We start from the raw sequence: 19,299 nt of genomic DNA, 5'->3' as shown, positions 1-19,299 counted from the left end.
TGGCTGTTGCGTCGCTAAAAAAGAGATCCGGTGTGATCAGGCAATCGTATCCAGGTCTGCGTGCCGGGTTTCTTTCAGGCACAGCACGGCGATCACGCTGATCAATGCCGCCGCCGAGACATACCCACCGACCCAGCTCAGGCCGCCCATTTCCACCAGCTTCTGTGCGAAGAACGGCGCGACCGAGGCACCGACAATGCCACCGATGTTGTAGGCCGCCGACGCGCCGGTATAACGCACCCGCGTAGGAAACAGCTCCGGCAACATCGCCCCCATCGGCGCGAACGTAACGCCCATCAGAAACAGCTCGATCGACAGGAACAGCGTCACCGCCCAAGTCGTGCCGTGGGTCAGCAAGGGCTCCATCAGAAAGCCCGACAGGATCGCCAGCACGCCGCCGATCACCAGCACCGGCTTGCGACCAAATCGATCACTCGCCAATGCCGAAAGCGGCGTCGCCAGGGCCATGAACAGCACCGCAAAACACAGCATGGCGAGAAACGACTCGCGGCTGTAACCCAAGGTTTTCACCCCGTAGCTCAGCGAGAAGACGGTGGAAATGTAGAACAGCGCGTAGCACACCACCATTGACGCTGCCCCCAGCAGCATCGGCTTCCAGTACTGACCGAACAGTTCGGCAATTGGCAGTTTCACACGCTCATGGCGTGCGATGGCCTTGGCGAAAACAGGCGTTTCCTCAAGCTTCAGCCGCACGTACAGCCCGATGATGACCAGCACGGCGCTGAGCAGAAACGGCACGCGCCAGCCCCAGGAGCGGAATTGCTCGTCGTCCAGCGTCATCGCCAGCGTCAGAAACAGCCCGTTTGCTGCAAGGAAACCGATGGAAGGACCCAACTGCGGAAACATGCCGAACCACGCACGTTTGCCCTTGGGCGCATTCTCGGTGGCCAGCAGCGCCGCGCCGCCCCATTCGCCGCCCAGTCCGAGGCCTTGGCCGAAGCGCAGCACGCAGAGCAGAATCGGCGCCCATGAGCCGATGGCGTCGTAACCCGGCAACACGCCGATCAGCGTGGTGCAGACACCCATGAGCAACAGGGAGGCGACCAACGTCGATTTGCGGCCGACACGGTCACCGAAGTGGCCGAACAGCGCCGAGCCCAGCGGACGTGCGAGAAAGGCGATCCCGAACGTTAGAAACGCCGACAGCATCTGTGCGGTGCTGGAAGTTTGCGGAAAGAACACCGGGCCGATCACCAGCGCGGCGGCTGTGGCGTACACGTAGAAATCGTAGAATTCGATCGCGGTGCCGATGAAGCTGGCGGTGGCGACGCGGGCCGCGGAGTTGGCGGGGCGGGTTTCGCTCTCGTCGCGGGTTGGACAGGCAGAAGTCATGGTCATGCGGATATCCCTGGCAGTCGTATCGCCTGTCAGCGGGAGACGAAATTTCGTGCGCGCGCTGCGGCAATCGTAATTGTTGTTTTGGGTCCAGCGCTGAACAGATTAGCCCGGATGCGGGCAAAGGCGCGTGGCGTGCTCGGGATGGGAGCGAAGGCCAGGGTGTCGCGTGAGCGGTCAGGCTGTGTGACTGGCCGGATCGCGCGTTGTGCGGGTAGCACGCGGATCGGCGGGGCTGGGTAAGCGGAACGATTATAGGAAGGGGATTGGCGCGGAAACAAGTGTTTCAGGGCGCCGCCTGCCTGTTTAGATCACGTCTTCAGATCACGTCTTTGGTGCGGGTGTTCAGCCACATCAGCACCCGGCTGACACGGTTGTCCTCGGTTTCGAGGATTTCCAGGCGGTAGGGCCCGATCTTCAGGCAGACCGCGCTGTTGGGGATCGTCTCCAGCGCTTCGGTGATCAGCCCGTTGAGGGTTTTGGGGCCATCGGAGGGCAGATGCCAGGCGAGGCTTTTATTCAAATCGCGAATCGAAGCCGCCCCATCAATCACCAGACGCCCGTCAGGCTGCGGCTGTATGTGCGGGTTATCGAGGGCTTGCTCGCTTTCGAATTCACCGACGATCTCTTCGAGAATGTCTTCGAGGCTGACGATGCCCAGCACCTCGCCGTATTCATCGACGACCACGCCCATGCGCCGCTGCTGCTTATGGAAGTTGAGCAGTTGCATCTGCAGTGGCGTGCTTTCCGGCACAAAGTACGGCTCGTAGCAGGCGGCTTGCAGTGCCTCTTTGGTCAGTTCGTTGCGCGGCAGCAGGTGGCTGATCATCCGCGTGTTGAGCACGCCTTCCACCTGATTGATGTCGTTGTGGTAGACCGGCAGACGGGTGTGCCGGGAGATGATCAGCTTGTCGATGATCTCTTCGATGGTGTCGTCGAGGTTGATGCCGTCGACTTCGCTGCGCGGCACCAGGATGTCGTTCACGGTCATGCGGTCCAGCGCGTGGATTCCGGAGATCACGTGGGCGCGGCCATACTGGCTTTCGTTGTCCTGATAGACCGTCGGGTGCGCGTCGTCATCGTCATCGACGCTGTCTGGCCGACGCTTCGACAGAAAAGGGCGCAACAGCGTTTTAGCGATGTTCTTATAGATCCAGGTCAGCGGCTGCAACAGGCGAACCGGGATGCGCAGCACGTTGTTGCCCAGCAGCAGAATGGATTCGGGGCGACGCGCCGCCAGCTTTCGCGGAATGAATTCGGTCACCACCACCAGCACGCTGGCGACGCCCAGCCAGGCAATCAGCGGACCGTGGAAATACCAGTGGCCGATGGCAAGTAACGTGGCGAGGACGGTAATCAGCGCCTTGAGCAGCGTGTTGCCGAGGATGAGGCTGTTGAGGTTGAACGCCAGAACAGGCTTCGGTGGTTCGTTGGAGCGGGGGTTGACCGGCATTGCCCTGAGATTGTGGTGCGCAGCCTCGACCGCACTGAATAGCCCGGACCACAGGGTGAGCAGGGCAAGCAGCGTGAGCATTGTGCCGACCGGCAGATTATCCATGATCAACGCCCGTCAGATGTGCAGGATGTATTCACGAACGAGCTTGCTGCCGAAATAGGCGAGCATCAGGAGCAGGAACCCGCCCAGGGTCCAGCGGATCGCCTTGTGGCCGCGCCAGCCCAGATGATGGCGTCCCCACAGCAGCACACTGAAGACGATCCACGCCAGGATCGACAGCAGGGTTTTGTGCACCAGATGCTGGGCAAACAGGTTTTCGACGAACAGCCAGCCGGAAATCAGCGACATCGACAGCAAGACCCAGCCGGCCCAGAGGAAGCCGAAGAGCAGGCTTTCCATGGTTTGCAGCGGCGGGAAGCTTTTGATCAGGCCAAGGGGGTGTTTGTTTTTCAGTTGATGATCCTGCAACAACAGGAGCAGCGACTGGAACACCGCAATGGTAAACATCCCGTAAGCGAGGATCGACAGCAGGATATGGCTGATGATGCCGTGTTCTTCAATGATCGGCTGCAGCGTACCGGAGGGCGCAAACTGCGCCATCAGGGTCGTCAGTAGCCCCAGCGGGAACAGGAGGATCAGCAGGATTTCCACCGGGAGACGAATGCACGCGAGCATGGTCACGATGATCACGGACACAGCGATCAGGCTGGCGGCACTGAAAAAGTCCAGACCCAGGCCGATAGGGCGCACCAGTTGGCCGAACAGGGCACTGGCCTGGCAGGCAACGGCAAGGGTGCCGATCAGGCACAGCAGCCATTTGTCGGCCTTTTGGCCCTGACGCAGGCGCATACCCTGGTAGACGGTCGCAGCGGCGTAAAAGACAGCGGCGGCGAGGCTGAAGAGCAAACTCGGTGACAAGGGGGACATAGATCCTGTTGGGCGTGCCCGAAAGCGGGTGAGTTTGGCATATAACGCGCATTCCACGAAAGACTAGAGAAGCAGACGCCGTGGTGTCCGTGCGCCGGAGTCTTCGCTATAATCCGCGACCTGCTCAAGCCACAGGCTCGCCGATCGCTGTTTCAGCCGCCTTTATAGCGTCGCTATTATTAATAGCCATCCTGTAAAGCGCAGGCGTCGCGATGTCGGCAGCCGACTGAAAAGGCCGCTACGGGCCGGGCCGCATCAATCGGGGTTCAGCACGAACCCAAAGGATCACGCATGTTTGAAAATCTGACAGATCGTCTCTCGCAGACGCTGCGCCAGGTCACTGGCAAGGCCAAGCTGACCGAGGACAACATCAAGGACACACTGCGTGAAGTGCGTATGGCGCTGCTTGAAGCCGACGTCGCCTTGCCGGTTGTCAAAGACTTCGTCAATCGCATCAAGGAGCGCGCCGTCGGCACCGAGGTGTCGCGCAGCCTGACGCCGGGCCAGGCGTTCGTGAAGATCGTCCAGGCCGAGCTGGAAGAGATGATGGGGGCGGCCAACGAAGAGCTGACCCTCAACGTCACGCCGCCGGCGGTCATCCTGATGGCCGGCCTGCAAGGTGCGGGCAAGACCACTACTGCCGGCAAGCTCGCCCGCTTCCTGAAAGAACGCAAAAAGAAAACCGTGATGCTGGTGTCGGCGGACGTTTACCGTCCCGCCGCGATCAAGCAGCTGGAAACCCTGGCCAACGACATCGGCGTGACGTTCTTCCCGTCCGACATCAGCCAGAAGCCGGTCGACATCGCCGAAGCGGCTATTAAAGAAGCCAAGCTCAAGTTCATCGATGTCGTGATCCTCGACACCGCCGGTCGTCTGCACATCGACGCCGAGATGATGGGCGAGATCCAGGCGCTGCACGCGGCGGTCAAGCCGGCCGAGACCCTGTTCGTCGTCGACGCCATGACCGGCCAGGACGCCGCCAACACCGCCAAGGCGTTTGGTGATGCGCTGCCGCTGACCGGTGTGATTCTGACCAAGGTCGACGGCGACGCCCGTGGCGGTGCTGCGCTGTCGGTGCGCGCCATCACCGGCAAGCCGATCAAGTTCATCGGTATGGGCGAGAAGAGCGAGGCGCTGGAGCCGTTCCACCCGGACCGTATCGCATCGCGCATCCTGGGCATGGGCGACGTGCTCAGTCTGATCGAGCAGGCCGAACAGACCCTCGACAAGGACAAGGCCGACAAACTGGCCAAGAAGCTGAAGAAGGGCAAGGGCTTCGACCTCGAAGACTTCCGCGATCAGTTGCAACAGATGAAGAACATGGGCGGCCTGGGCGGGCTCATGGACAAACTGCCAAGCATCGGCGGCGTTAATCTGTCGCAGATGGGTAACGCGCAAAGCGCCGCCGAGAAGCAGTTCAAGCAGATGGAAGCCATCATCAACTCGATGACCCCGGCCGAGCGTCGCGACCCTGAGTTGATCAGCGGTTCACGCAAACGCCGTATCGCCATGGGTTCCGGCACCCAGGTGCAGGACATCGGTCGTCTGATCAAGCAGCACAAACAGATGCAGAAGATGATGAAAAAGTTTTCGACCAAGGGCGGCATGGCCAAGATGATGCGCGGCATGGGCGGAATGCTGCCCGGCGGCGGTATGCCCAAAATGTAAATTGCATCGCGCGGGCGTTATTCCCGCGCGTTCTTCATTGGGGCAACCGTCCCGGTGGCCTGCTCAGGCAGGCACTCACTGCCGTCATCCCTGACGGCTCCATGGCAGATCTAGGTGGCCCGACGGCGTACGCCGGAAAAAGTCATTTGCAAAAATCCGGATATTCCTTAGAATATGCGGCCTTTCGGGCACCCATGCCCGCTGTGCATCTTAGATTTGCAGCACCGACTACAGGAAAATTGTTCAATGCTAACAATCCGTCTTGCCCTTGGCGGCTCTAAAAAGCGCCCGTTCTACCACCTGACTGTCACCGACAGCCGCAACCCACGTGACGGTTCCCACAAGGAACAAATCGGTTTCTTCAACCCGGTTGCCCGTGGTCAGGAAATCCGTCTGTCCGTGAACCAAGAGCGTCTGGCCTACTGGCTGAGCGTTGGTGCACAACCTTCTGAGCGTGTTGCTTCGCTGTTGAAGGAATCTGCTAAGGCTGCGGCCTGAGCAATATGAACGCGACGCCAGCTTCCGCCGACGATCTGATCGTCATCGGCAAGATTTACTCGGTACACGGCGTTCGCGGCGAAGTGAAGGTGTATTCCTTTACTGATCCAACCGAAAACCTGTTGCAGTACAAAACCTGGACGCTCAAGCGCGAAGGCAATGTGAAACAGGTCGAGCTGGTCAGTGGACGCGGGAACGACAAGTTCCTGGTCGCCAAGCTCAAGGGTCTTGATGATCGTGAAGAAGCTCGTCTTCTGGCCGGTTACGAGATCTGCGTGCCACGCAACCTGTTCCCTGAATTGACCGACGGCGAGTACTACTGGTACCAGCTTGAAGGTCTGAAGGTCATTGACGGTCTTGGGCAATTGCTCGGGAAGGTCGATCATCTTCTGGAAACCGGCGCCAACGATGTAATGGTGGTCAAACCCTGCGCAGGCAGTCTGGACGATCGCGAACGCCTTTTGCCCTATACGGAGCAATGCGTGTTGGCAGTTGATCTGGTTGCAGGCGAGATGAAGGTGGAATGGGACGCGGATTTCTAAGCAATGGCCAGCCTGCGCATAGAAGTCATCACGCTGTTTCCCGAGATGTTTTCCGCCATCAGCGAATACGGCATTACCAGCCGTGCGGTGAAACAGGAGCTGTTGCAGCTCACCTGTTGGAATCCGCGGGATTACACCACTGATCGACATCACACTGTGGACGATCGCCCGTTTGGCGGTGGCCCTGGCATGGTGATGAAGATCAAGCCCCTCGAAGATGCTCTGGTTCAGGCCAGGCAGGCGGCGGGGGATGCGGCGAAGGTAATTTACCTGTCGCCACAAGGCCGCAAGCTGGATCAGTCTGCGGTACGCGAACTGGCGCAGGAAGAAGCACTTATCCTGATTGCCGGTCGTTACGAAGGCGTCGACGAGCGTTTCATTGAAGCTCATGTCGATGAAGAGTGGTCGATTGGCGACTATGTGTTATCTGGCGGTGAGCTGCCGGCCATGGTCCTGATAGATGCGGTTACGCGACTGCTGCCTGGAGCTTTAGGGCATGTAGATTCCGCGGAGGAAGATTCCTTCACGGATGGTCTGCTGGATTGCCCGCACTACACCCGACCGGAGGTGTATGCGGATCAGCGTGTTCCCGACGTATTGCTTAGTGGCAATCACGCACACATCCGGCGTTGGCGTTTACAGCAGTCCCTTGGGCGGACCTATGAACGACGCGCCGATCTTCTGGAAAGCCGCTCGCTTTCTGGAGAAGAGAAGAAGCTGCTGGCGGAATACCTCCGCGAGCGGGACGATAGTTAACGTATCGATGGTAAATCAGACCGGTTTACCTTAGGAGCACAGCATGACTAACAAAATCATCCTTGCACTCGAAGCAGAGCAGATGACCAAAGAGATCCCTCCCTTTGCCCCGGGCGACACCATTGTCGTTCAGGTGAAAGTGAAGGAAGGCGACCGCGCTCGTCTGCAGGCGTTCGAAGGCGTTGTTATCGCCAAGCGTAACCGTGGTGTGAACAGTGCTTTCACTGTTCGTAAAATCTCCAACGGTGTTGGCGTTGAACGTACTTTCCAGACCTACAGCCCGCAAATCGACAGCATGGCTGTGAAACGTCGCGGCGACGTTCGCAAGGCCAAGCTGTACTACCTGCGTGACCTGTCCGGTAAAGCAGCTCGCATCAAGGAAAAACTGGTTTAATCCCAGTCTTCCCATGCGAATGAAGAAGCAGCCTACGGGCTGCTTTTTTGCTTTCTGGCATCTGGTTTTTGTCCTGCCTGCGCAGGTATGAAAAACTGCTCCCCGCTTTTCACCATTCAAGTCAGAACCCATGCCCGCCATTGACCATCCCATGATCGACCGCTTTCTCGACGCCCTGTGGCTGGAGAAAGGGCTGTCGGACAACACGCGCGATGCCTATCGCAGCGACCTCGCGCTGTTCAACGGTTGGTTGCAGGAAAAGGGCGTGGACCTGATGAGTGTCAGTCGGGAAGCGATTCTCGACCACTTGGGGTGGCGGGTCGACAATGGCTACAAACCTCGCTCGACGGCGCGACTCCTTTCCGGCGTGCGCGGCTTCTATCGCTACCTCCTTAGGGAAAAGCTGATTGCGGTCGACCCGACGTTGCAGGTCGACATGCCGCAGTTGGGTAAGCCACTGCCCAAATCCTTGTCCGAAGCCGACGTTGAAGCATTGCTGGCCGCGCCGGACCTGAGTGACGCCATCGGTCAGCGCGACCGGGCCATGCTGGAAGTGCTCTATGCCTGCGGACTGCGGGTGACCGAACTGATCAGCCTAACGCTGGAGCAGGTCAACTTGCGCCAGGGCGTGTTGCGCATCATGGGCAAGGGCAGCAAGGAGCGTCTTGTGCCGATGGGGGAGGAAGCGATCATCTGGGTTGAGCGTTACATGCGCGATGCTCGCCACGAATTGCTCAACGGTCGGCCCAGCGACGTGCTGTTTCCCAGTCAGCGCGGTGAACAGATGACCCGCCAGACCTTCTGGCATCGCATCAAGCACCAGGCCAAAGTCGCCGGCATCGGCAAATCCCTGTCGCCGCACACCTTGCGTCACGCCTTCGCCACCCACCTGCTCAACCACGGCGCCGACCTGCGCGTCGTGCAGATGCTCCTTGGTCACAGCGACCTGTCGACCACGCAAATCTACACCCACGTCGCCCGCGCGCGGTTGCAGGAAATGCACACGAAGCACCATCCGAGGGGATAAGAGTACTTCGTGCATCTTGCCAGGAGTGGGTGAGTTAATAGCGAATGGTTAGAAGTTTGATTTCGAATTGATCTTTGCGTGGGCAATAGGGTAGTTCAAAAGCGGCTACAGTTGAACTCAACACTCTAAAATCACATGGAAAGAGAAATAAGATGGCCACTGACGTGATGGGCGGTTCATTTCTGGCAACTCTTGAGTCAGAAGATGGTGTTAAGTTGGGATTCTCCAGGGTTGTGAAGGGAGGGGACGGACAATTGAAGGCCGAGCCACAAGATTATCTATATGCGAGCACGCTGATGGATAAATCCCTTGTAGTTGAGTTTCGCTATGTCCGCCCGGAGGTGTATGCATTATCTTGCTGGGGACTACTTGACTCTGCATCAAGCCTAGGAAACGAGATCCAGGAGACCTTACTCCAAGGAGACGAGATCCTGGAGCCCTTCCCGCAAGGAGACGAAAAGGAGCCCTCACGGCCAGAAGAGTGGCACCCGGCGCCCGTAGGAGAGGTGCCCTTAACGGCAGTTCTGTCAGATGGCCCACCTTTGGTTGTTCACATCACACCCGGGTCTGTACCAGAGAAATTCGTGGTTTCTATCCCTGAAGCATCACCTGAAAAAGTTGCTGATATGGGCCCCGATTTAGATTCCGGCCCGGAACAGCTGAAACCTTGGTTTAAGAAAAGTTCGGAAGCATTGGGGATTGGCGTGGATGCCAACGGCTGTGTTGTGAAGACAAAAAATAAGCAAAATGCTCTTAACGTCCGTATAGAAAATGCGAGCCCAGAGTTTGTGCATCTTGGGTCTTCGACAACTGAACGGTATCTAACAATTACTACACCCGGATACGTGGATGATAAACATTGGTGTGCCCGCGTGAGCGACGGCGATGGCTCAAAAGCGCGTCTGAAATTGAGAGTGATCGGTGTCTACGCCCCGGACGGTGAGATCCAGTTTACCTAGGGCGGAGATGAGATCGGCGATGGCTTCGAGTGCCACAAATGTCGTTGTGACGCGTTTGCCATTACAAAATGAGCCTTGATAGTCCGCACCCGCGTAGCCCTTGCGCGGTTGCGGGAAATGCACGCCAAGCATCACCCGGGGGGTGGTGCGTAGGACCTGCTACTCGCCGAGTAGTTATAGCTAACGGTTTGCATAATTACTTCCAACGAGTCTTAGCATTTCCGCTGCATGTACCTGGATGCTGCTAAATTAAATATGTGAAGTCATTTTCTTCGCCTTTAGGGAGAGCGATCATGAATGATATAGATTATGGAGAATATTTTTTAGCCATTGTGAGGCCGGATGGAGCCGCGAAGTTTTCTTTTTTATCGGGCACTGACATGCTTTGTCTGGATCCTTCTTCAAATAAATCAATGGTGCTTGAGTTTATTAGTGTGGGTGAGGGGAGATATTCAGATGTTAAGCCTTACAAGCTTAGGTTTTGGGGGTATTACGTTGATAAAGAAAAGGCTATTACGCCTCACGCAGAAAGCGTCTCGGTGAAGTCGCCCTCAGTAGCCGAGCAGGCCCCCGAGGATGAGGCGTCAAGTAGTAGCGATCCGGTGTTTAATGCGGAAAATGGCGACGATTGGTTCTACTTCGGAGATCAGTATACTAAAGATGAGTGAGGGGATTGATATGAGTGGCGATAATGTAAAGGCAGATACCCAGGCCGCACCGCGATCTCGACTGCAGGAAGATTCAGGTCGGAAATGGTTGAATGTTGAAGTGAGTTCCGGGGGTATAGTGCGGGCTTCGGATTCAGCCATCTTCTACCTTACATCTCCTGCTGGTCTTGATAAAACTGTCTCGAGCGGTACTGTCGAGAGTGCTGGTCCGCAAGTTGGAACGCTTGAGGTCTATATTGATAATCGTCTCCAGAAAGTTGGTATTGGGGGTACAGTTAGTATTGGGAGTGGGGCCGCGGGTATTTACGAGCTTGTCACAAGTAGACCTACACCTCCTCTAAGTTTAGGTTTAACTATTCAAGTGATCGCAAGTTACAACGAAGACGGGTCGATTAATTTTTTTCATGAATCGTAATGAGCTTGCAAAAAGGGATAGCGGCGGCGACGCTCAGTGCCGTCGCCCCTATGAGCCCATCCAGCCACCGACTCCTTCGGTGCTTCATCACGCAGGCTATCCACCTCATCGTTGAAACGCCCTTTGGTCGTGAAGGCGAGTCGGCCTCGCGAGCCTTATGTGATAGGCTTTGCCGGTTTCGCAGATCAAGGCCCTGAAAATCTCCCGGTGCTTTTCCGCCACCCGTTTTCAGCTCGGCCCGTCTGCTCACCGCTCGAGGAGTTTTCATGCGCGTCACTCGTTTTCTCGGTGCTGCCGTTGTAGCGCTGGCCAGCTCTTTCAGCCTGTTTGCCCACGCCGACGAGGCGTCCGACAAAGCCATTCGCAAGACCCTGGAATCGCTGAATCTGGAGATTCCCGTCGAGAGCATTTCCAGCAGTCCGTTGAACGGCCTCTACGAAGTGAATCTAAAGGGCGGTCGCGTTCTGTACGCCAGCGCCGACGGTCAGTTCGTCATGCAGGGCAACCTGTACCAGATGCAGGCCGGCAAGCCGGTCAACCTGACCGAGAAGGTCGAGCGTCAGGCGATTTCCAAGACCATCAATGGCATTCCTGCCGCTGAAATGGTCGTCTACCCAGCCGTGGGCGAGACCAAATCCCACATCACGGTGTTCACCGACACCACTTGCCCGTACTGCCACAAACTGCACGCCGAAGTGCCGGAGCTGAACAAGCGCGGCATCGAAGTGCGTTATGTGGCGTTCCCGCGTCAGGGTCTGGGCTCGCCGGGTGACGAACAACTTCAGGCCGTCTGGTGCTCCAAGGACCGCCGCGGTGCAATGGACCGCATGGTCGATGGCAAGAATATCCAGGCGCCCAAGTGCGACAACCCGGTCACCAAGCAGTTTGAAATCGGCCAGTCCATCGGCGTGAACGGCACACCGGCCATCGTGTTGGCCGACGGTCAGCTGATTCCGGGCTACCAGCCGGCGCCACAAGTGGCCAAACTCGCGCTGAGTGCCAAGTAATTTCGTTTATCGCAGCCTCCTGCGGTAAACATTGAAGCGGCCTGTCCGTAGCGCTTCATCAATAGCGAGCCGTGCTGAATGCGGCTGATTCCACGGCCGGCCTCGCGTCGGCCGTTTTATGGGGAGTTCATAGTGAAACCGGTCAAAGTAGGCATCTGTGGGCTGGGTACTGTCGGTGGCGGTACCTTCAATGTGCTAAAGCGTAACGCCGAGGAAATTGCCCGCCGTGCCGGGCGTGGAATCGAAGTGGCGCAAATTGCCATGCGTACACCAAACCCCAATTGCCAGATTACCGGTACCCCGACCACGACCGACGTGTTCGACGTGGCAAGCAACCCTGAAATCGACATCGTCATCGAGCTGATCGGTGGCTACACCATCGCCCGCGAGCTGGTGCTCAAGGCCATCGAAAACGGCAAGCACGTGGTCACCGCCAACAAGGCGCTGATCGCCGTGCACGGCAACGAGATTTTCGCCAAGGCCCGGGAGAAGGGCGTCATCGTGGCTTTCGAAGCGGCGGTGGCGGGCGGTATCCCGGTGATCAAGGCCATTCGTGAAGGCCTGTCGGCGAACCGCATCAACTGGGTCGCCGGCATCATCAACGGCACTGGCAACTTCATCCTCACCGAGATGCGTGAAAAGGGCCGTACCTTCCCGGACGTCCTCGCTGAAGCGCAGGCGCTGGGCTATGCCGAAGCCGATCCCACCTTCGACGTCGAAGGCATCGACGCGGCGCACAAGCTGACCATTCTGGCGTCCATCGCCTTTGGCATCCCGCTGCAATTCGACAAGGCCTACACCGAAGGCATCACCAAGCTGACCACCGCCGACGTGAATTACGCCGAAGCGCTGGGCTACCGCATCAAGCACCTGGGCGTCGCCCGCAGCACGCCGAGTGGTATCGAGCTGCGCGTTCACCCGACCCTGATCCCGGCGGACCGTCTGATCGCCAACGTCAATGGCGTGATGAACGCCGTGATGGTCAACGGCGACGCCGCCGGCTCGACATTGTTCTACGGCGCAGGTGCCGGCATGGAGCCGACCGCTTCATCCGTCGTGGCGGATCTGGTCGATGTGGTCCGTGCCCTGACCACCGACCCTGAAAACCGCGTTCCGCATCTGGCCTTTCAGCCCGATTCGCTGTCCGCTCACCCGATCCTGCCGATCGACGCGTGTGAAAGCGCGTACTACCTGCGCATCCAGGCCAAGGATCATCCCGGCGTGCTGGCCCAGGTGGCGAGCATTCTGTCCGAGCGCGGCATCAACATCGAATCGATCATGCAGAAAGAAGTCGAAGAACATGACGGCCTGGTGCCGATGATTCTGCTGACCCACCGCGTGGTCGAGAAACGCATGAACGATGCGATAAAAGCGCTGGAAGCGCTGGAAGACGTTGCCGGACCGGTTGTGCGCATCCGCGTCGAGCATCTGAACTGAGACGAGCCGCAAGCGTTAAGCGGCAAGCTGCAAGTAACAGCAAACTTATATCGCGGTGAGCTTCGGGCCCCGGGCTGCAGGTCAAAGACAAACCGTTTTGACTTGCAGCTGGCCTCTTTGAGCTCGCCGCCCAAACCGAAGGTTTGAAAAATGCGCTATATCAGTACCCGCGGCCAGGCACCGGCCCTGAATTTCGAAGATGTGCTGCTGACCGGTCTGGCGAGCGATGGCGGTCTGTATGTGCCGGAAAACCTGCCGCGGTTTACGCAGGAAGAGATCGCGTCCTGGGCCGGTCTGCCTTACCACGAGCTGGCTTTTCGCGTGATGCGTCCGTTCGTGACGGGCAGCATCCCCGACGCGGATTTCAAGAAGATACTCGAAGAAACCTACGGCGTGTTTTCTCACGCTGCGGTTGCGCCGCTGCGTCAGCTGAACGGCAACGAGTGGGTATTGGAGCTGTTTCACGGGCCGACCCTGGCGTTCAAGGATTTCGCCCTGCAACTGCTGGGTCGTCTGCTGGACTATGTGCTCGAGAAGCGCGGCGAACGCGTGGTCATCATCGGCGCCACCTCGGGTGACACTGGCTCGGCCGCCATCGAAGGCTGCCGTCGTTGCGATAACGTCGATATCTTCATTCTGCACCCGAACAACCGCGTGTCCGATGTTCAGCGCCGCCAGATGACCACCATCTTCGGCGAGAACATCCATAACATCGCGATCGAAGGCAACTTCGACGACTGCCAGGAAATGGTCAAGAACAGCTTCGCCGACCAGAGCTTCCTCAAGGGCACGCGGCTGGTCGCGGTGAACTCGATCAACTGGGCGCGGATCATGGCCCAGATCGTTTACTACTTCCACGCGGCGCTGCAGTTGGGCGGCCCGGCGCGTTCGGTGGCGTTCTCCGTGCCGACCGGCAACTTCGGCGACATCTTCGCCGGTTACCTCGCTCGCAACATGGGCTTGCCGATCAGCCAGCTGGTGGTTGCCACCAACCGCAACGACATCCTGCACCGCTTCATGAGCGGCAATCAGTACGTCAAAGAAACCCTGCACGCAACGTTGTCGCCGTCGATGGACATCATGGTGTCGTCCAACTTCGAGCGTCTGCTGTTCGACATGCACGGTCGCAACGGCGGGGCGATTGCCGAGCTCATGGCCAACTTCAGGCAGGGCGGCGGTTTCAGCGTTCAGGAAGAGCGCTGGACCGAGACCCGCAAGCTGTTTGATTCGCTGGCGGTCAGTGACGAAGACACCTGCAAGACCATCGCTGAAGTGTTCGCCAGCACCGGCGAGCTGCTCGATCCGCACACTGCGATCGGCGTGAAAGCCGCGCGGGACTGCCGCCGCAGCCTGGACACGCCAATGGTGATCCTGGGAACCGCGCATCCGGTCAAGTTCCCGGACGCCGTGCTGAAAGCCGGTGTAGGAAAAGCGCTTGAGCTGCCTGCACATTTGTCTGATTTGTTCGAGCGAGACGAGCGCTGCACTGTTCTGCCAAATGACCTCAAAGCCATGCAGGCCTTTGTCAGCCAGCACGGTAATCGTGGCAAACCTCTCTGACCGTATCGCCGTGTAACAACTAAGGCCCGCCTCGCAGCGGGCCTTGTTTTTTCTGCGTGCCACACTTCCGAAGAATTTTCTTTTTTCGGTATAAGCCCGTGGTTGTTAAACATTTTTACTCAGCGGCATTTTGCAGCCGCATCCCGAATCTCCAACCGGCGCTGTGGGCGTTGCTGATGCTCATGTGCATCTGCAGTCGCGCAGGCCATGCAGCTGAAAACTTGCGGTTCGGCCTGAGCGCGCCCTTTGTGGTGCAACAGCCGCTTGTTCTTGACGAGGCGGACCGCCAGTGGCTGAACGCACGGAAGGTGCTGAGAGTCGGGATTTCCGTTGCTGATCATGAGCCCATCGACATCACCACCGACCATAATCGCTATCAAGGCATCAGCGCGGATTACCTGAGCCTGATCAGTGCGCGGCTTTCCATGCCCGTGCAGATACGCGGGTTCGCAAAACGCGCGCAGGCGGTCAAGGCATTGCTGGCCGGAGAAATCGACTTGCTGACCAGCGCCAACGGTTTCGAGCGATAAACGTCCAGACTGGCATTCAGCCGGGACTACATTCCTGACCGAACAGTGGTATTCGGCAGAGGCAACGACGCTGACCTGCACCCTTCGCTGAGAGGAAAGCGCGTGTTGCTGCTGGACGGTTATGCGGACGAAGCGCAGGTTCAGCGGCTCTATCCGGACAGCGAGATCGTCGTCGCGCCCACGCTGTACAGCGCGATGGAGGCACTGGCGAACGACTCCGCCGACGCCTTCATTGCCAATGAGCTGACGGTGCAGTCTTACAGCCTGTTGCGGCCTTACCTCGGTTTAAAGACCAAGTTCGACAGCCTGTTGCCATCCACAGGCTTTTCATTCGCCTTCCGGGAGCAAGACTCGACGCTTCGGGCGCTCTTCGACCGAGCGCTGGAAGGCGTGGACGACGCTGTCATCCGTGAAATCCAGGGGCGCTGGACCCTCGGGTTGGGCGCCGATCTTGCCCGACGGCAGGTGAACATCAACGCGGTCGAACGGCGGTGGATTCGCAGACATCCGCAGGTCATCGTTGCCTCCACCCAGCACCCTCCCTACGTCTACAAGGATGCTCAAGGTCGCTGGGTGGGTTTGAACGTGGATGTGCTTGCGCGTATTTCGCGAATGACCGGTTTGCAGTTCGTGTATCAGGAATCGGCCTCGACCGAAGATTTGCTGGAGACGTTGACGGACGGCAGTGCACACATGAACACCACGCTGGCCGAAAACCCGGAACGCAAAGGGCTGTTGAATTTCACCTACGCATTTGGCGGCAACAACTGGGTCTTTCTCGTGCACGCTGACAGTAACCCGTCCTTCCAGCTGTCGGACATGACCGGCAAGGTGCTGGCGCTTCCCGCACGACACGCGTTGCTCGGGTTCATTCAGCAACGCTATCCGCATATCCAGCTCAAGCTTGTGGCGACCTATGAGGATGCCCGCCGACTGGTGGAGAAGGGCGACGCCGACGCGACCATCCAGAACGAGGCCGGCGCGTGGTTGTATCCATTGGGCGAGCTGAAGGTCGGACGCAGCGTCGAGGGCATGTGGTCGCCGGACAAATTCTCGGTCGTCAGAAGCCAGCCCGAATTGCTCGGCATACTCAACAAGGCTCTGGAGGAATTCCCCGTGGCTGAAATGCGTGCGATCCGCCTGAAATGGCTCGGCGCGGCGAATCCTCACCCATCGGTCTGGAACCGCATTCCAGCCTGGATATACTGGCTCACTGGCGCTTCCTTACTGCTGGGGCTGGTGTCACTGGCCTGGAGCAGCCGCCTGAAGTTTCAGATTCACCAGCGGCAGCGCGCCGAGGCGCAACTGGGTGACCAGCTTGCCTTCAAGCGGATACTGCTCGACGGCATCCCCAATCCGATTTACGTGCGTGATCTTCAGGGCCGTCTTGTCGCCTGCAACCGCAGTTATGAGGAAATTTTCGGCATCAGTTACGAGCAATTGCAGGGTCGTCGCCTGATCGATGTTGACCTCATTCCCGGCGACCTCGCCCAGCAGATGCACGCTGACTACATGAAAATGCTGGAGACGCGGGAGCGTGTGTTTACCGAGCGGGTACTGCGGCTGGGCGGACGCCAGATCGACGTCTCGGAATGGACGGCCCCCTTCCACCGCGCGGACGGTCAGCTGCAGGGCTTGCTCGGCGGCTGGATGGACATCAGCGAACGCAAGCGTCTGGAAGGTGAGTTGCACGATGCCCGTCTTGCGGCCGAGCAGGCGGCAGGCCAGTTGAAGGCGCTGCTCGACGACCTGGAGCAGGCGAAGACGTCAGGGGCGTGAATTCTGCCTGTCACATTCGACAGGCATGCTCCGGAATCAAACTGCGGCAGGCAGTGCGCATGTGTCAACTCGCCACAGTGCGCAGAACTTTCCACTGCTGCCAATGGTCATTGGTTAGCACCTTTGCATTCAAATTGTTGAGTGGTGATCCGGATGGAAAATATCAGCTTGCTACTGAGCGAAGCGCTGTCCCCTTATCAGGTGAGCATTGGCCCTGCCGGTATTCTGGGCGAGCGTCTGGTGACGCTGAAAAATCCAGCGGGTGCGATAGTGATCGAGCGTGTTTTTTCTGCGTCGCAACTGGGCGACAAGCGCCAGCTGACTGACGTGGTAGATGGTCTTCACCGTGATTTGATGGTGGCAGAAGGGCGCATTGAGCCTTGTGTCATCGCAGCCATGCGCAATGTGTCCCAGTCCGCTGCTTACGCTGCAGCTCGACCTTTCGTCTGAGCTGCGGGGAACCTTCTCGATTCAGTAGGCTCCTATCAGTTACGGCAGGCGCAGGCATTGTGCTCCGATGTTCATGCTGCCTGCCGTACGGGTCCAAGATGGACCACGGTTGACCCCGAGTAGTCTCCCCGCTGCTCGGGGTTTCTTTTGTCTCAAATTCGGCTTTTCGCTCCAAGAGGCGGGTTTATGCCGGGTCAGTTCGGCGGCTCCTCAAAGAATGTCTGGGCGTCGCGCAGATACTCCTCCTTCTTGACCATCCACTCCGCGTAGAACCCGATCAGCCGCGTCACCCGCAGCACACGCATTTCCCGGTTGATGATCTCCATCGCCGCGCGTCCCTTCTCGGTCTTCGAACAGGCAATGTGAGCAAACTGGTATTTGGGCACGCCCTTGACCGGGAGAAACTCCAGCGCATCCAGGGGAATGCCTTGTTGCTGAGCGTGAAATCGGGCTTCCGGCCAGTAACTGATAATCGCTTGAAAGCGATCAAGCCGCTCCATCTCCAGCATGCTGCCCACCGCTGTATTGCCGTAGTGCAGGATCAGACGTTTGGGGCGAGTGGTCTCGCGCAACACTTTATCGATGACCGGGCCGTAGCTGCGTTCGCCGACGATGCCGACATCAACGCTGTCGCTGGCCAGCAGGGCGGCGAGGTCAAGGCGGCCGTCGGCGTCGATGTAAGGTGCGAACAGCGCGTGGCGGCTGCGCTCGATCGTCACGCCATTACTGGGCGTGGCATAGGAGGGGATGGAAAACAAAATGGTTTTGTCGCGCTCGGGCGTCCACAGCAGGGTCGGGTCGCAGGCGAACACGTCGGGGTCATTGAGCATCTGCGTTCCGCGCGCGCGATTGACGTGCATGATCTGGTGATCGTATTCCGGCATCCGGGCGGTCAGCTCAGGCATCAGCTTGTCGATGGCGCCCTGGCCCGCCAACGGCCCGGAAGATATAGTCAGCGGCGGGAAGTCGCGCAGCAGCCAGATCAGCGTTTCACGTGCCGACGCGGTACCGGGCAGGCTAGTGAGCAGAGCAGCGAGCAGCACGGCGCGCATTCGGGAACCGGTGACATGCATGGAAGCGTTGACCCTCATCGACAGCGTCTCGCAGCAAGGAATCGGTGATGTGCCTCATTTATTTAACACATGTCATGGGGGCATGAGTAACGCCTCGCGAACGTTGTGCCCCAGCTCCGATCTGAAGGGCGAGCCGCATCGCTCATCGAGTTCGGTCGTTCAACGGGGCTGCATCGGGTAGACTTGCCGCCTTTCCCGTCTCTACTAGAAGCCCGTTCATGGCCCAGCCGTCCACGACCTACAAGTTCGAACTCAATCTCACCGACCTTGATCGCGGGGTCTACGAAACCGTCAAGCAGACCATCGCCCGTCACCCTTCGGAGACCGAAGAGCGCATGACCGTGCGCTTGCTGGCCTACGCCTTCTGGTACAACGAGCATCTGTCGTTTGGCCGTGGTCTGTCGGACGTCGACGAGCCTGCGTTGTGGGAAAAGAGCCTGGACGATCGCGTGCTGCACTGGATCGAAGTGGGCCAGCCCGACGCCGACCGCCTGACGTGGTGCTCGCGCCGCACCGAACGCACCAGCCTGCTGGCCTATGGCAGTCTGCGGGTGTGGGAAGGCAAGGTCATACCGGCGATCAAGACGCTGAAGAACGTCAATATCGCTTCGGTCCCCCAAGAGGCACTGGAAATCCTGGCCAAGGACATGCCCCGAGTGATCAAGTGGGACGTGATGATCAGCGAAGGCACGATCTTCGTCACCGATGATCGCGGCCAGCACGAAGTGCAACTGCAGTGGCTGGCAGGCGAGCGGGGCTGATTCAGTCCTGCATTGCGACGCTACAACAGCAGCATC

Annotated in this window: 18 protein-coding genes and 1 pseudogene; 15 read left to right on the top strand and 4 right to left on the bottom strand. The window is 58.6% G+C overall.

What is annotated here, in order from left to right; genetic code table 11:
* Window positions 1-36 precede the first annotated feature (36 nt).
* The 3 genes from IFT47_RS04080 to IFT47_RS04070 all read right to left on the bottom strand — a co-directional run bounded on the left by IFT47_RS04080 (window position 37) and on the right by IFT47_RS04070 (window position 3,739).
* Window positions 37-1,353 carry an MFS transporter gene (locus IFT47_RS04080; protein WP_192171048.1) on the bottom strand — a complete coding sequence of 439 codons (1,317 nt, stop codon included), beginning with the start codon at window positions 1,351-1,353 and terminating at the stop codon, window positions 37-39.
* Between the two features lie 322 nt (window positions 1,354-1,675).
* On the bottom strand, window positions 1,676-2,914 hold the full coding sequence (locus IFT47_RS04075) for a transporter associated domain-containing protein (protein WP_192170767.1): 1,239 nt from the start codon (window positions 2,912-2,914) through the stop codon (window positions 1,676-1,678).
* A 12-nt stretch (window positions 2,915-2,926) separates the two neighbouring features.
* Entirely contained in the window at window positions 2,927-3,739 is an 813-nt protein-coding gene (locus IFT47_RS04070; protein ID WP_192170768.1) for a cytochrome C assembly family protein, read from the bottom strand.
* A gap of 291 nt (window positions 3,740-4,030) precedes the next feature.
* Here IFT47_RS04070 and ffh point away from each other — a divergent pair, with 291 nt between their 5' ends.
* The 14 genes and pseudogenes from ffh to IFT47_RS04000 all read left to right on the top strand — a co-directional run bounded on the left by ffh (window position 4,031) and on the right by IFT47_RS04000 (window position 17,429).
* Window positions 4,031-5,407 carry a signal recognition particle protein gene (gene ffh / locus IFT47_RS04065; RefSeq protein WP_192170769.1) on the top strand — a complete coding sequence of 459 codons (1,377 nt, stop codon included), beginning with the start codon at window positions 4,031-4,033 and terminating at the stop codon, window positions 5,405-5,407.
* Window positions 5,408-5,653: 246 nt separating this feature from the next.
* Window positions 5,654-5,905 (top strand): 30S ribosomal protein S16, encoded by a 252-nt coding sequence (gene rpsP, locus IFT47_RS04060; protein WP_037012442.1) that lies wholly within the window; start codon window positions 5,654-5,656, stop codon window positions 5,903-5,905.
* Window positions 5,906-5,910: 5 nt separating this feature from the next.
* Window positions 5,911-6,447 (top strand): ribosome maturation factor RimM, encoded by a 537-nt coding sequence (gene rimM / locus IFT47_RS04055; RefSeq protein ID WP_037012440.1) that lies wholly within the window; start codon window positions 5,911-5,913, stop codon window positions 6,445-6,447.
* Between the two features lie 3 nt (window positions 6,448-6,450).
* Complete coding sequence (gene trmD, locus IFT47_RS04050) at window positions 6,451-7,203, top strand: tRNA (guanosine(37)-N1)-methyltransferase TrmD (protein ID WP_192170770.1); 753 nt, start codon at window positions 6,451-6,453, stop codon at window positions 7,201-7,203.
* A gap of 43 nt (window positions 7,204-7,246) precedes the next feature.
* Window positions 7,247-7,597 carry a 50S ribosomal protein L19 gene (gene rplS, locus IFT47_RS04045; RefSeq protein ID WP_037012438.1) on the top strand — a complete coding sequence of 117 codons (351 nt, stop codon included), beginning with the start codon at window positions 7,247-7,249 and terminating at the stop codon, window positions 7,595-7,597.
* A gap of 130 nt (window positions 7,598-7,727) precedes the next feature.
* Entirely contained in the window at window positions 7,728-8,624 is an 897-nt protein-coding gene (gene xerD / locus IFT47_RS04040; RefSeq protein WP_192170771.1) for a site-specific tyrosine recombinase XerD, read from the top strand.
* Between the two features lie 152 nt (window positions 8,625-8,776).
* Entirely contained in the window at window positions 8,777-9,583 is an 807-nt protein-coding gene (locus tag IFT47_RS04035) for a hypothetical protein (RefSeq protein ID WP_192170772.1), read from the top strand.
* A 293-nt stretch (window positions 9,584-9,876) separates the two neighbouring features.
* Complete coding sequence (locus tag IFT47_RS04030) at window positions 9,877-10,251, top strand: hypothetical protein (RefSeq protein WP_192170773.1); 375 nt, start codon at window positions 9,877-9,879, stop codon at window positions 10,249-10,251.
* 10 nt (window positions 10,252-10,261) lie between these two features.
* Window positions 10,262-10,666, top strand: coding sequence for a hypothetical protein (locus tag IFT47_RS04025; RefSeq protein WP_192170774.1), 405 nt, complete (start codon window positions 10,262-10,264; stop codon window positions 10,664-10,666).
* 266 nt (window positions 10,667-10,932) lie between these two features.
* A complete protein-coding gene (gene dsbC / locus IFT47_RS04020) occupies window positions 10,933-11,673 on the top strand; it encodes a bifunctional protein-disulfide isomerase/oxidoreductase DsbC (RefSeq protein WP_192170775.1) in 741 nt (246 codons plus the stop codon).
* Window positions 11,674-11,805: 132 nt separating this feature from the next.
* A complete protein-coding gene (locus IFT47_RS04015; protein WP_122623446.1) occupies window positions 11,806-13,110 on the top strand; it encodes a homoserine dehydrogenase in 1,305 nt (434 codons plus the stop codon).
* A gap of 150 nt (window positions 13,111-13,260) precedes the next feature.
* On the top strand, window positions 13,261-14,670 hold the full coding sequence (gene thrC, locus IFT47_RS04010; protein ID WP_192170776.1) for a threonine synthase: 1,410 nt from the start codon (window positions 13,261-13,263) through the stop codon (window positions 14,668-14,670).
* A 176-nt stretch (window positions 14,671-14,846) separates the two neighbouring features.
* Window positions 14,847-16,913 (top strand): annotated as a pseudogene (locus IFT47_RS04005) (transporter substrate-binding domain-containing protein); the annotation flags it as partial.
* A 219-nt stretch (window positions 16,914-17,132) separates the two neighbouring features.
* Window positions 17,133-17,429, top strand: a complete 297-nt coding sequence (locus IFT47_RS04000; protein WP_192170777.1) for a DUF3509 domain-containing protein — start codon at window positions 17,133-17,135, stop codon at window positions 17,427-17,429.
* 194 nt (window positions 17,430-17,623) lie between these two features.
* Here IFT47_RS04000 and IFT47_RS03995 read toward each other — a convergent pair whose 3' ends face one another.
* The gene (locus IFT47_RS03995; RefSeq protein ID WP_407073209.1) at window positions 17,624-18,469 is read right to left on the bottom strand and encodes a TIGR02285 family protein; all 846 of its coding nucleotides are present in this window, start codon (window positions 18,467-18,469) and stop codon (window positions 17,624-17,626) included.
* Between the two features lie 251 nt (window positions 18,470-18,720).
* Here IFT47_RS03995 and IFT47_RS03990 point away from each other — a divergent pair, with 251 nt between their 5' ends.
* A complete protein-coding gene (locus IFT47_RS03990) occupies window positions 18,721-19,263 on the top strand; it encodes a YaeQ family protein (protein ID WP_192170779.1) in 543 nt (180 codons plus the stop codon).
* The last annotated feature ends 36 nt before the right edge of the window (window positions 19,264-19,299 follow it).

The sequence above is a fragment of the Pseudomonas sp. CFBP 13711 genome (genome assembly GCF_014842265.1).
Classification (GTDB): Bacteria; Pseudomonadota; Gammaproteobacteria; order Pseudomonadales; family Pseudomonadaceae; genus Aquipseudomonas.
Note: the sequence above shows the minus strand (reverse complement) of the source record. Positions and strands in the feature narration are given on the sequence as shown.

Coding starts and splice junctions, on each gene's coding strand:
- rimM (WP_037012440.1), top strand. CDS start 5,911: ATGAACGCGACGCCAGCTTCCGCCGACGATCTGATCGTCATCGGCAAG.
- IFT47_RS04035 (WP_192170772.1), top strand. CDS start 8,777: ATGGCCACTGACGTGATGGGCGGTTCATTTCTGGCAACTCTTGAGTCA.
- ffh (WP_192170769.1), top strand. CDS start 4,031: ATGTTTGAAAATCTGACAGATCGTCTCTCGCAGACGCTGCGCCAGGTC.
- rpsP (WP_037012442.1), top strand. CDS start 5,654: ATGCTAACAATCCGTCTTGCCCTTGGCGGCTCTAAAAAGCGCCCGTTC.
- IFT47_RS04075 (WP_192170767.1), bottom strand. CDS start 2,914: ATGGATAATCTGCCGGTCGGCACAATGCTCACGCTGCTTGCCCTGCTC.
- xerD (WP_192170771.1), top strand. CDS start 7,728: ATGCCCGCCATTGACCATCCCATGATCGACCGCTTTCTCGACGCCCTG.
- IFT47_RS04030 (WP_192170773.1), top strand. CDS start 9,877: ATGAATGATATAGATTATGGAGAATATTTTTTAGCCATTGTGAGGCCG.
- IFT47_RS04000 (WP_192170777.1), top strand. CDS start 17,133: ATGGAAAATATCAGCTTGCTACTGAGCGAAGCGCTGTCCCCTTATCAG.
- IFT47_RS04025 (WP_192170774.1), top strand. CDS start 10,262: ATGAGTGGCGATAATGTAAAGGCAGATACCCAGGCCGCACCGCGATCT.
- IFT47_RS03990 (WP_192170779.1), top strand. CDS start 18,721: ATGGCCCAGCCGTCCACGACCTACAAGTTCGAACTCAATCTCACCGAC.
- dsbC (WP_192170775.1), top strand. CDS start 10,933: ATGCGCGTCACTCGTTTTCTCGGTGCTGCCGTTGTAGCGCTGGCCAGC.
- IFT47_RS04080 (WP_192171048.1), bottom strand. CDS start 1,353: ATGACTTCTGCCTGTCCAACCCGCGACGAGAGCGAAACCCGCCCCGCC.
- rplS (WP_037012438.1), top strand. CDS start 7,247: ATGACTAACAAAATCATCCTTGCACTCGAAGCAGAGCAGATGACCAAA.
- thrC (WP_192170776.1), top strand. CDS start 13,261: ATGCGCTATATCAGTACCCGCGGCCAGGCACCGGCCCTGAATTTCGAA.
- trmD (WP_192170770.1), top strand. CDS start 6,451: ATGGCCAGCCTGCGCATAGAAGTCATCACGCTGTTTCCCGAGATGTTT.
- IFT47_RS04070 (WP_192170768.1), bottom strand. CDS start 3,739: ATGTCCCCCTTGTCACCGAGTTTGCTCTTCAGCCTCGCCGCCGCTGTC.